The sequence below is a fragment of the Streptomyces lushanensis genome (assembly GCF_001700515.1).
Lineage (GTDB): Bacteria > Actinomycetota > Actinomycetes > Streptomycetales > Streptomycetaceae > Streptomyces > Streptomyces lushanensis.
In genome coordinates this window covers 1-10,638 of sequence record NZ_MAUD01000036.1, presented here as the reverse complement: position 1 = coordinate 10,638, position 10,638 = coordinate 1, and the positions used below count along the sequence as shown (strand labels likewise).

Below are 10,638 nucleotides of genomic sequence, written 5' to 3'. Positions count from 1 at the left end.
GGCGGCGCCCTGCGTCCGTACCGCGGCAGCGCCCGCTGGCACCGCCCGGTCGCCTGGCTGCTCGCGCTGCTGATGGGCATCGGGATGGTCGCGCTCGCGTTCACCGCCGTCTACCGCGGCGCCTCCAGCAGCCGTGACAGTCAGGTGCCGCAGCCCGCCACCACCGGGATCGACAAGCCGGGGCCGGTCGGTCCGGCGGTCTCCGCGGTGCCCACGGGGCCGCCGCTCTCCGCGGTTCCGCACTCTCCCTGAACCCCGGGCGGACCCCGCGTGGACCCCGCGCTCGAACAGGCGCCGAAGCTCGCGGAAATCCCGCCGAAAGTCGTTCCGTTTCCCAGGTTTTCGCCCGAACGGCGGAACCACGCCGTACCGGTACCCGACGGTTGTCCGAGCGTTTACGATCGCCCTCGCCGACCTACCCTGAAGGTATGGCAGGGCGCGGAGACCCACCCGAAGGGGGACCTGAGGGGCTCCCCGGCGGAGGTGACGACGAGTACGGGTCCGTCGACTTCGACGAGTCGTTCATCCGCGCTGCCCGCCTCCGTGAGGCCTCCGCCAAGGAGCGGATGAAGGACCACGCCCACGCCGTACGGCGGGTTCCGCCGCCTCCGCCCAGAAGACGCAGACGCCGGTGGTTCAGGAACGGTCCCCGGCGGGTGCTGCTGCTCTTCCTGGTGATCGTGCTCGCCTTCGGTACGGCGGTCTATCTGGGCCTGCGCAATCCGTACCGTCCCCCGATCGGCGGCACCGCGACGCAGTTGCGGATGGCGGTGGTTCCGCTGGCGCCGAGGGAGCCGGTGCCGGGCGGCAGCCCCGAGGATCTCTTCGAGCACAGCCCGGCGGCGCAGTTCCAGGAGGGCGCGGCCGGGATCGCGCTGCCTCCGGCCCGGGAGACCGGCGACTTCTCCGAGGGCCAGGTGATGGCCGCGCTGACCACCGTCAAGGACTATCTCGTGGCGTCCTCGATGGATCCGGACGTTCTCACGGGCCATACGGTGCGGCCCGTACGGGTGCTGCTGGAACCCGACCAGTTCGACCAGTTCGACCGCAGTTTCGCCGCCCCGGCCGACGACGGCCGGCACGCCCCGGCCGGCTGGCTCGTACGGTTCGACCCGGCGAGGACGGTGCCGGTCGGCGCTGTCCGCGCACGCGGCACCCTGCGGTACGAGCAGAGTTCGACCGGGATGCTGGAGATCACCTCGGACCATGTCTTCGTGTACGCGCTGCGGCCGGCCGCGTCCGCCGATCGGCCGGCCGGTCAGCCCGTACGGGACGCGTCGCTGTTCACCGTCCGGCGCGAGATGCGCTTCCGGTTCGACGTGGAGGATCTGATCAAGCACCGTACGCAGGTGCTGAGCAGCGACGTCCTGGCGGGACCCCAGCCCTGCTCGGCCGAGCCCCCGACGACGCTGCGGCCGCTGCTGGCCGGTGAGCGGGCGAAGCCGGACGATCCGGCCGGTACGGATCCGTACGCGACGGGCCCGGCCGACACGGCGCTGTGCGGCACGCTGGCCCGTACGGCACAGCCGAGCCCGACGGCGCCGCCGAGCCCGGGACGGCCGGGCCCGTCCGCCTGACCGGCCGTGCCGGGCGGGCGGGCGCGTTCCGGGCCGGCGTGCCCGGCCTCACCTCACATCCCGGCCCGATCCACGAAGACCGGCCGGGCAGGCCCTAGCCCTTGTCTCCCTAGCCCTTGTCTCCCGGGCCCTTGTCTCCCGGGCCGGAATCAGGGTCGGTGCCGTCCGTGGACCGGCCGCCGCCCTTCCCGTTCCCGTGACCGTTTCCGCCGGTCGTACCGCCACCGCCGCCACCGCCCGTGAAGACGTCCCGCAGCCTGCCGCCCAGATCACCCGCGCCGCCCGCGATGTCGCCCACCAGCTTCATCAGCGGGTCCTTGCTGCCACGGACCGTGTCCGCGTAATGCGCGGCGGAGTCGCGGAAGGAGTCCGTGACGGAGGTGTCCTTGTCCTCCTCGCGGCGGGGATAGTGACCGTCCATGATCCGCTGGAAGTCACGGCTCTCCGCCCACTTCTTCAGCTCGGCGGCGCGCACGGTGGTGAACGGATGCGAGCGCGGCAGTACGTTCAGGATCTTGAGCACGGAGTCACGCAGATCACCGGCCGCCTCGTACTCCGCGGCCTGCTCCAGGAACGCGTCCACATTCATCTCGTGCAGATGGTTGCCACCGGCGATCTTCATCAGACCGCGCATCGAGGCCCGTACGTCCTGCCCGACCAGCAGACCGGCCCGGTCCGCCGACAGCTCCGACTTGCGGAACCACTCCCGCAGTGCCGTCACGATCGCCATGATCGCGACATTGCCCAGCGGGATCCAGGCGACCTTGAGCGCCAGATTCGTCAGGAACAGCAGTATCGTCCGGTAGACGGAGTGACCGGAGAGGGCATGACCCACCTCGTGGCCGACGACCGCCCGCATCTCCTCCTCGTCGAGCAGCTCCACCAGCCCGGTGGTGACCACGATGACCGGCTCGTCCAGGCCGATGCACATCGCGTTCGGCCTGGGGTCCTGTGCCACGTACATCGCGGGGACCTTCTCCAGGTCCAGGATGTAGCAGGCGTCCCGCAGCATGGCGTGCAGATGCGCGAACTGCGCGTCGCTCACGCGTACGGAGTCCGAGAGGAAGAGGAGCCGCAGGCTCCGCTCCGGCAGCAGCGCGCTCATCGCCTTGAACACCGTGTCGAATCCGCTGAGCTTGCGCAGGGCGACCAGCGCCGAGCGGTCCGCGGGATGTTCGTACGCCCGCGAGGAGATCCCGGGGAAGCGCTTGCGCCGTCTGCCCGGCACGTTCTTGTGGAGCGCGTCCCCGTGGCTGTCGCGGTTGTCTTCGGATTCGGTCATGGATGTCCCCGTTCTCTCCGAGTCCAAGCTCGTCCCCCTGGCTGCCCCAGACTAAAGGGCTGGAGCTACCGTGTGGCGGGGGGCAGCGGCCGTGTGTTCCCCGGGGAAGGGCCCCGGCGCCGGCCGGACCGATCGAGGGGCACACCCGACATGCCGGATACCGTCACACTGCTCGCCGCGGCAGCCGACCAGCAGGGACCGGGCGACACGCTGCGGATCGTGCTGGCCGCCTCCATGGTGGGAGCCGTCCTGCTCGCCTGGTTCCTGCTGCGCGGATACCGCGACAACGACCACAACGACTGAGTCGGCGTGAGGGTGCCCGAGGCCCCCGCATACGATGTGCGCGAAGTCTCCGCTCCGACACGATCGATAGGGCCTGCTGAAGATGAGCCTCACCGGCACCGCCGCCAACCTGGTCATGCTCGCCGAGGGCGCCGAACACGGCGGCAACCACGAAAGCCTCAACCCGTACCTCATCGGTGGCGGCGCGCTGTTCGGGCTGCTCCTGCTGCTGTGGATCACCACCCGCTTCAACCGCGACCGCTGACCCCGGCCCGTAACCCGGTGCAAGTAGGCTCTGCACGCATGGGAGAGCAGCGAGCGTCCACCGGCGCAGCAACCGGACTCGTGACAGGTCCCGGGTCCGGCCCCGCCGTGAACCGCGGCCGTCGCCGACTCGGCGTGATGGGCGGGACCTTCGACCCGATCCATCACGGACACCTGGTGGCGGCCAGCGAGGTGGCCACCCTGTTCCACCTCGACGAGGTGGTGTTCGTACCGACGGGGCAGCCGTGGCAGAAGACCCAGCGCGCGGTCTCCCCGGCCGAGGACCGCTATCTGATGACGGTCATCGCCACGGCGTCCAACCCCCAGTTCTCGGTCAGCCGCAGCGACATCGACCGCGGCGGCCCGACGTATACGATCGACACGCTGCGGGATCTTCGGTCCCTCCACGGCGACGCGGATCTCTTCTTCATCACCGGAGCCGACGCGCTCTCCCAGATTCTGAGCTGGCGGGATCACGAAGAGCTGTTCTCGCTCGCCCATTTCATCGGAGTCACACGGCCGGGCCATGATCTGTCGGCCGACGGACTGCCCAAGGGCGGGGTGTCCCTGGTGGAGATCCCGGCGCTGGCGATCTCGTCGACCGACTGCCGGGAGAGAGTCGCGAAGGGCGATCCGGTCTGGTACCTGGTGCCCGACGGTGTGGTGCGCTACATCGACAAACGGCAGTTGTACCGCGGCGCATGAGCGACTGAGCCACGGAGAGGGGCACCGGTGAACGACCAGCAGCAGCCGTACGATCCGTACGACCCGTATTACACGCAGCCCCAGCTCGTCGGGTACGACGAGTACGGGCAGCCGGTGTACCAGCAGCCGCAGCAGCACCAGCAGCATCCGCAGCAATCGCACCAGGAACAGCAGCAGTATCCGCAGCAGCAGGGGCAGCAGGCGCCTCAGGGATACGGATACGACCCGTACGCCCAGGGGCCCCACCAGTCCCAGCAGCCTCAACAGCCGCCGTCCCAGGGGCAGTACGACCCCTATGCCCAGCAACAGGGATACGGGTACGACGGATACGGCTACGACACCGCGCGGCAGCAGGCGTACGAGGCGGGCCGGCAGCCGCCCGTGGCGGTCGACACCACTCAGCAGTGGAACATCCCGCAGCAGCAGACGGCGCAGTCCGCCGCGCCCGGGCAGCACGCCCAGTCCGCCGTGCCGGGGCAGCGTCGCCCCGAGGCACAGGAGACGCGGGAGGAGGCGCGGGAGGACCAGGAGTCCCCGGGGGCGGAGGAGCCGGAGGGGACGCGGGACCGCGACTACCGGACCGAGCAGTTCTCCTTCATCGAGGAGCCCGACGAGGACTCCGAAGACGTCATCGACTGGCTCAAGTTCACCGAGAGCCGCTCCGAGCGACGCGAGGAGGCCCGGCGCCGGGGCCGTAACCGTGTGGTGGCCCTGATCGTCGTACTCGCGCTGGCCGTCGTCGGCGGTGCCGGCTACCTCTGGTACGCGGGCAAGCTGCCCGGACTGTCCACGACGGAGAAGGCGCGCGGCACGGCCACCGGACCGCAGAAGCGCGATGTGATCGTGGTGCATCTGCACAACACCAAGCAGAAGGGCACGTCCACGGCGCTGCTGGTCGACAACTCCACGACCGGCCGGGGTACGACTCTGCTGCTGCCCAACTCGCTGGCCGTCGCCAACGACGACGGTGAGCCCACCACGCTCGGCAAGTCCGTCGACGAGGACGGCTCGGACGGCACCCGCGAGGCCGTCGGGACGCTGCTCGGCACCGAGATCAGCGGCACCTGGCGGCTGGACACGCCCTATCTGGACAATCTCGTCGAACTGGTCGGCACCATCGATCTGACCACCGACACCGAGGTGCCCGCCGAGAAGAAGGGCGAGTCGCCGGTGGTGAGGAAAGGCCAGGACCAGACGCTCAGCGGACGGATGGCCGTCGCCTACGCGACCTACCGGGGCCCGGGCGAGCCGGAGTCGAAGCAGCTCCAGCGGTTCGGCCAGGTGCTCCAGGGCGTGCTGCGGAAGATGTCGGACGATCCGCAGGCCGCGACGGTCACCGTGGAGACGCTGGCGCAGATCCTCGACCCGTCGCTGCCCGAGAAGGACCTGGGCGCCTCGCTCGCCAAGCTCGCCGAACACGCCAAGGTGGGCGACTACAGCACGAAGGTGCTGCCCGTCGAGACGGACGGCACGCTCAGCGAGCAGACCGCCGACACCGTGGTCAAGGACGTCCTGGGCGGCTCGGTCAGCGCTCCGGAGAAGGGCTCGGCCGTACGGGTCGGTGTGAAGAACGCGAGCGGAAACCAGGACGCGGCGGAGTCGGCGCGGATCTCGCTGGTCAACGGCGGCTATGGCTTCGTGGACGCGGGCACCGGTCTCGCGCAGACGTCCTCGCAGGTCAGTTACGGCGATGACGCCGACAAGCCGCAGGCCGTCGAGGTGGCCAAGACGCTGGGACTCCCGACGAGCGCGGTGAAGAAGGGCGCGCCCGCCCCGAACGCCGATGTCTCGGTGGTCCTGGGCGGGGACTACAAGATCGACGTGGAGTAGCGGGCCGATCGGCCTCCCAGGAGCCCGTCCGGGCCGTGTGCGGGATGTCTCCCGCACACGGCCCGCACCGCGCCCGGGGCCCTGCGCGAGGGCCGGGGCCGGGCCCCGGACAATGGCTGTGCCGCGGGACGGTGGGGCGTGAGATCCTGGATGTCTCCATGACCGTCGACGGAAGCTTGCTTGTGACCGCTACTGATCGTTCCATCCAGCTCGTCAAGGCCGCCGCCCAGGCGGCGGCCGACCGCCTCGCGCACGACATCATCGCCTACGACGTCAGCGATGTGCTGTCGATCACCGACGCGTTCGTGCTCGCGTCCGCCCCCAACGACCGTCAGGTCAAGTCGATCGTCGACGAGATCGAGGAGCGGCTCCAGAAGGAGCTGGGCGCCAAGCCGGTGCGCCGCGAGGGCGACCGTGACGCCCGCTGGATCCTGCTCGACTACGTCGACATCGTCGTGCACGTCCAGCACAGCGAGGAGCGGGTCTTCTACGCTCTGGAGCGGCTCTGGAAGGACTGCCCCGAGCTGGAGCTGCCCGAGGACGCCGTCAAGACCCGCGGCAAGGCCGCGGAGCACGCCGGAGTCGTCGGCGCGGCCGGATCGGGCCCGTCCGGCGAGACGGACGGTGAGCTGCGCTGAACGGCGGGAGGGGCGGCAGGGGTCGCCGTATCGTCCTGTGGCGGCACGGCCAGACCGCCTGGAATGTGGAGCGCCGCTTCCAGGGCTCCACGGACATCGAACTGACCTCCGCCGGCGTCGCCCAGGCCCAGCGGTCGGCCCGGCTGCTGGCCTCCCTGAGGCCGGACGCGATCATCTCGTCCGACCTTCAGCGGGCCGCCGCCACGGCCGCCGAGCTGGCCGCGATCACCCGGCTGGACGTCTCGTACGACGCGACCCTCCGCGAGACCTTCGCGGGCGCCTGGCAGGGCCTGACGCACGACGAGATCGTCGCCCGGTTCGGCGAGCAGTACGCGGCCTGGAAGCGCGGTGAGCCCGTCCGGCGCGGTGGCGGTGAGCTGGAGACGGAGGTCGCCGACCGGGCCGCGCCCGTGGTGCTCCACCACGCCGAGAAGCTGCCCGACGACGGCACGCTCGTGGTGGTCAGCCACGGCGGCACGATCCGCACCACGATCGGCCGGCTGCTGGGTCTGGAGGCGCACCACTGGGAGGGCCTCGGCGGGCTCTCCAACTGCTGCTGGTCGGTCCTCGGCGAGGGCGCGCGCGGCTGGCGGCTGCTGGAGCACAACGCGGGAACCCTCCCCGAACCGGTCCTCGGCGACGACGACTGAACGGCGGCGGGCGGCGGCGGGGCCGGGATTTCACTTTCCGGCTGGTCGCAGGCTAAAGTTCTTCTTGTTCGCGGCGCGGAGCGCGGGGAACACATGGGGCTATAGCTCAGTTGGTAGAGCGCCTGCATGGCATGCAGGAGGTCAGGAGTTCAATTCTCCTTAGCTCCACAATCCGGATCCCGTCCCCAGCAGGGGGCGGGATTCTCGCTGTGCGGCGGCGCTGCGGCGCGGCTCCCGGTCGGCCGTGGGGGCGACGCGCGAGGGCGTGCTAGGCGTTGTGGCGCAGGGCCCGTAGCGTGGCCGTCCGCTGCCGGCACTCCTCGTCCACCGGTGTGTAGACGATGATGCGGCACTCCGGCATCCCGTTGACCGACAGCGAGACCGAGGTCATCCGTATCTCGCCGACCGCCTCGTGCCGGAAGGTCTTCACCCGGAGCCCCGGCGGCATGACGTCCCCACTCCGCCACAGCTCGGCGAAGTGCGGGCTGGCCGCCGAGAGCCGCCGGACGAACGACTCCCAGTCCGGCTCGCCCACATGCCGTCCGTACGCGCCGCGCAGCGTCGCCACCATCAGCGACAGCTCCGTCTCGGGATAGACCAGCGGACAGTTCACCTCGGGCACGGTGAACAGGATCCACAGCGCGTTCGGACGTCCGTACTCCCGCATCGCCCGGATGTCGAAGAGGTCGTCATATCCGGCATTGGTCGCGAGGACGTCGTACCGCGCGTTGTACACCACCGCCGGAAGCGGATCGAGCGTGTCGATGATGCCCTGGATCTCCGGGCCGACCCCTTCCGCGTCGGCCTGCGGATCCGGTTCGTGCGGCACCTCCGCGAGGTGGTAGAGATGCTCCCGCTCGGTCCGGTCGAGCCGCAGCGTGCGCGCCACCGCGTCGAGCACCTGCGCGGAGGCGTTGATCGGGCGGCCCTGCTCCAGCCAGGTGTACCAGGTCACGCCCACGCCGGAGAGCTGGGCGACCTCCTCGCGGCGCAGTCCCGGCGTACGGCGGCGCAGCCCCGGCGGCATCCCGACATCGGCGGGCGTCACCCGCGCGCGGCGCCCGCGCAGAAACGCCGCCAGTTCGGATCTGCGGCGCCGACCTGTGGCATCCCGCACCGTCATCGTTGTCACACCCCCATCCTGCGTTTCCGCGCCGCCTCTTGCCAGGTGCTGTCAGTACCAGCATCGGTGGGCTCTCGTTACCCGTACCCGACCGCCCTCAGGCTCGGTGCCATGACGACCACCTCACCCGAGAACCCTCAGCACATCCGCGGATCCAGTAAAGACGACGCCACTGACAAAGCCGGGGGCACGACCGCCGCCGGCACCACCGCCGGCGCCGGTGACGGCGCTCACGGCCGGCCCGGTCTGCTGCTCGCGGTCGTGCTCGCGGCCCAGTTCATGGCGCTCCTCGATGTGTTCATCGTCAATGTGGCGGCGCCGACGATCCGTACCGAACTCGACGCCTCGGGTGCCGGACTCCAGCTCGTCATCGCGGGCTACACCATCGCGTACGCCGTCCTGCTGATCACCGGTGCGAGGCTCGGCGATCTGCTGGGCCACCGACGGCTGTATCTGGGCGGGCTCGCGGTCTTCACCGTCGCCTCGCTTGCCTGCGGACTGGCCGCGGGCACCGGTCAGTTGATCGCCTTCCGGCTGGTCCAGGGCGCGGGCGCGGCGCTGATGATCCCGCAGGTGCTCAGCCTGATCCAGCGCAACTTCGCCGGTGAGCGGCGTGTACGGGCGCTCGGCGCCTACGCCGCCGTGCTGGCCACCGGAGCCGCGGCGGGACAGGTGCTGGGCGGTGTGCTGGTCAGCGCCGATCTGTTCGGCGCGAGCTGGCGGCCGGTCTTCCTCGTGAACGTACCGATCGGTCTGGCGCTGCTGGTCCTGGGCGCCCGGGTGCTGCCGCGCGACCGGCGCGGCGAGCCGGAGCGCGCCCGCGGTCTGGATCTGCCGGGGCTGGTGCTGCTGGCCGCGGCGGTCTCGCTCCTCACCGTGCCGCTGGTCCTCGGCCAGGAGGAGGACTGGCCACGCTGGACCTGGATCTCCCTGGCCGCCGCCGTTGTGCTGTTCGGCTGCTTCCTCGTCCTCGAAGCCCGGCTCGCCCGGAGCGGAGGCGCTCCGCTGATAGCGCCGCGCGTGCTCCGCATCCCCGGGATGGGCCTCGCGGCCCTGCGGATCCTGCTGGTGATGGCGGTCAACGCGGGCTTCCTGTTCAGCTTCACCCTCTATGTCCAGGGTGGTCTGGGCTACAGCGCGCTGCGCGCGGGACTGACCTTCGCGCCGATGGCCCTGGTCTTCGGCCTGGTCGGACTGACCTGGCGGAACTGGCCCCGGAAGCTGCAACGGGCGCTGGTTCCCGGCGGGTTCCTGCTGACGGCCGTCTCCTGCGCAGCCGTGGGCTGGGTGCTCCGCGACATCGGCGACGGTGGATTCGCCATGTATGCCGCTTTTGTCGGTGTCGGTGTCGGTCTGGCACTCGGGTTCAGTCCCGTACTGACGGGTGCGCTGGCGACCGTACGCCAGGAGGACGCGGCGGACGCGAGCGGACTGCTCGCCACGGTCACCCAGCTCGGCCAGCTCATCGGAGTCGCGACATTCGGGACGCTCTTCCTGAACCGGCTGGCGGTGCCGGGCCCCGGGGCGCCGGCCGACGCGCTCCTGGTGTGTACGCTCGCGCTCGCCGGTGCAGCGATCCTGGGTGCCGCGGCGGGTCCCGTCAGTGCGGTGAGGAGGGTCCGGTCGGCGCGGTGAGAGGGGTCCCGTCGGCGCGGTGACGCGTCCTACGATGCGGCGACGTCCGGTATAAGCCCTTACCGGGAGGCTTTTTCCGGCTGCCCACCTGGCTCCGGCGTGGCAGAATCGGACAACCGAAGGGGACGAAGGGCCGGACCGGAGGGGAGAGCCGTATTGTCCGCCAGCAGCATCGAGGAGCCCGATGATCTGCTTGCCCCGGCGGAGGCGCTCGCCGGCCTCAACTGCCCCTCGTGCGGTTCGTCCCAGGTGGCTCAAGTGCTCGGTGACAACGGCGGGATTTCTTACGTGTGTACGGCCTGCGGCCACTGTTGGAGCTGATTGATGGGTGCCCACAGGCGTAAATGCGACTGGTGCGGCAGTGGTACGCCCATCGTTCGTGACATGGACCCGCTCAACCCCGAGTTCCAGTACTGGTGCGAGGAGTGCGCGCGGGCGCTGATCATAAAAGGCGATCCCATCGAGACCTACCGGGAGCTGGAGGGCGAGCCGATCTACGGCCGTCTCCTGGACGAGCACTGCACGCTCAAGCGGTTCTACTCGTTCGCCACGGCCTGAGCGTATCCCCGGGCCCCTCCTTGGGCTCCCCGGGCTCCGCGGGCCCTGACGGCGTCGCCGAGCAGCAGTCCGATCAGGGCCCGCGGAGCCCGGG

General features: G+C 70.5%; 12 protein-coding genes and 1 tRNA gene. 11 read left to right on the top strand and 2 right to left on the bottom strand.

Going from position 1 to position 10,638, the window contains the following annotated elements; translation table 11 throughout:
- Together BFF77_RS03070 and BFF77_RS03065 are read left to right on the top strand one after the other, a co-directional pair.
- Positions 1–252 (top strand): SCO2584 family spore wall biosynthesis protein (locus BFF77_RS03070; protein ID WP_483855205.1); only part of this gene is annotated, 252 nt, incomplete at its 5' end.
- A gap of 176 nt (positions 253–428) precedes the next feature.
- The gene (locus BFF77_RS03065; RefSeq protein WP_066943521.1) at positions 429–1,577 is read left to right on the top strand and encodes an SCO2583 family membrane protein; all 1,149 of its coding nucleotides are present in this window, start codon (positions 429–431) and stop codon (positions 1,575–1,577) included.
- 109 nt (positions 1,578–1,686) lie between these two features.
- On the opposite strand, the gene BFF77_RS03060 is transcribed toward BFF77_RS03065, so the two are convergent.
- The gene (locus tag BFF77_RS03060; protein WP_066943519.1) at positions 1,687–2,859 is read right to left on the bottom strand and encodes a M48 family metallopeptidase; all 1,173 of its coding nucleotides are present in this window, start codon (positions 2,857–2,859) and stop codon (positions 1,687–1,689) included.
- A 150-nt stretch (positions 2,860–3,009) separates the two neighbouring features.
- On the opposite strand from BFF77_RS03060, the gene BFF77_RS35430 reads away from it, so the two are divergent.
- The 7 genes from BFF77_RS35430 (at position 3,010) to BFF77_RS03035 (ending at position 7,396) form a co-directional block, all read left to right on the top strand.
- Positions 3,010–3,162 carry a hypothetical protein gene (locus BFF77_RS35430; RefSeq protein WP_169922601.1) on the top strand — a complete coding sequence of 51 codons (153 nt, stop codon included), beginning with the start codon at positions 3,010–3,012 and terminating at the stop codon, positions 3,160–3,162.
- 82 nt (positions 3,163–3,244) lie between these two features.
- The gene (locus BFF77_RS35425) at positions 3,245–3,406 is read left to right on the top strand and encodes a hypothetical protein (RefSeq protein ID WP_169922600.1); all 162 of its coding nucleotides are present in this window, start codon (positions 3,245–3,247) and stop codon (positions 3,404–3,406) included.
- 38 nt (positions 3,407–3,444) lie between these two features.
- A complete protein-coding gene (gene nadD / locus BFF77_RS03055; protein ID WP_079124792.1) occupies positions 3,445–4,110 on the top strand; it encodes a nicotinate-nucleotide adenylyltransferase in 666 nt (221 codons plus the stop codon).
- Between the two features lie 27 nt (positions 4,111–4,137).
- Positions 4,138–5,940 carry an LCP family protein gene (locus BFF77_RS03050; protein ID WP_066943515.1) on the top strand — a complete coding sequence of 601 codons (1,803 nt, stop codon included), beginning with the start codon at positions 4,138–4,140 and terminating at the stop codon, positions 5,938–5,940.
- A gap of 182 nt (positions 5,941–6,122) precedes the next feature.
- Complete coding sequence (rsfS, locus tag BFF77_RS03045) at positions 6,123–6,578, top strand: ribosome silencing factor (protein ID WP_066943527.1); 456 nt, start codon at positions 6,123–6,125, stop codon at positions 6,576–6,578.
- Positions 6,575–7,228 (top strand): histidine phosphatase family protein, encoded by a 654-nt coding sequence (locus BFF77_RS03040; RefSeq protein ID WP_066943513.1) that lies wholly within the window; start codon positions 6,575–6,577, stop codon positions 7,226–7,228. The genes rsfS and BFF77_RS03040 overlap by 4 nt, the downstream gene beginning before the upstream one ends.
- 95 nt (positions 7,229–7,323) lie before the next feature.
- Positions 7,324–7,396 (top strand) — tRNA-Ala (locus tag BFF77_RS03035).
- 100 nt (positions 7,397–7,496) lie between these two features.
- Here BFF77_RS03035 and BFF77_RS03030 read toward each other — a convergent pair.
- The gene (locus BFF77_RS03030; RefSeq protein WP_079124791.1) at positions 7,497–8,351 is read right to left on the bottom strand and encodes a helix-turn-helix transcriptional regulator; all 855 of its coding nucleotides are present in this window, start codon (positions 8,349–8,351) and stop codon (positions 7,497–7,499) included.
- Positions 8,352–8,630: 279 nt separating this feature from the next.
- Here BFF77_RS03030 and BFF77_RS03025 point away from each other — a divergent pair, with 279 nt between their 5' ends.
- Together BFF77_RS03025 and BFF77_RS03020 are read left to right on the top strand one after the other, a co-directional pair.
- Positions 8,631–9,986: an MFS transporter gene (locus BFF77_RS03025; RefSeq protein WP_245703154.1), complete on the top strand. Its 1,356-nt coding sequence runs from the start codon at positions 8,631–8,633 to the stop codon at positions 9,984–9,986.
- Between the two features lie 324 nt (positions 9,987–10,310).
- The gene (locus BFF77_RS03020) at positions 10,311–10,544 is read left to right on the top strand and encodes a hypothetical protein (RefSeq protein ID WP_046498555.1); all 234 of its coding nucleotides are present in this window, start codon (positions 10,311–10,313) and stop codon (positions 10,542–10,544) included.
- Positions 10,545–10,638 lie beyond the last annotated feature (94 nt).

Coding starts and splice junctions, on each gene's coding strand:
- BFF77_RS35430 (WP_169922601.1), top strand. CDS start 3,010: ATGCCGGATACCGTCACACTGCTCGCCGCGGCAGCCGACCAGCAGGGA.
- BFF77_RS03065 (WP_066943521.1), top strand. CDS start 429: ATGGCAGGGCGCGGAGACCCACCCGAAGGGGGACCTGAGGGGCTCCCC.
- BFF77_RS35425 (WP_169922600.1), top strand. CDS start 3,245: ATGAGCCTCACCGGCACCGCCGCCAACCTGGTCATGCTCGCCGAGGGC.
- BFF77_RS03020 (WP_046498555.1), top strand. CDS start 10,311: ATGGGTGCCCACAGGCGTAAATGCGACTGGTGCGGCAGTGGTACGCCC.
- BFF77_RS03030 (WP_079124791.1), bottom strand. CDS start 8,351: ATGACGGTGCGGGATGCCACAGGTCGGCGCCGCAGATCCGAACTGGCG.
- BFF77_RS03060 (WP_066943519.1), bottom strand. CDS start 2,859: ATGACCGAATCCGAAGACAACCGCGACAGCCACGGGGACGCGCTCCAC.
- BFF77_RS03025 (WP_245703154.1), top strand. CDS start 8,631: ATGGCGCTCCTCGATGTGTTCATCGTCAATGTGGCGGCGCCGACGATC.
- nadD (WP_079124792.1), top strand. CDS start 3,445: ATGGGAGAGCAGCGAGCGTCCACCGGCGCAGCAACCGGACTCGTGACA.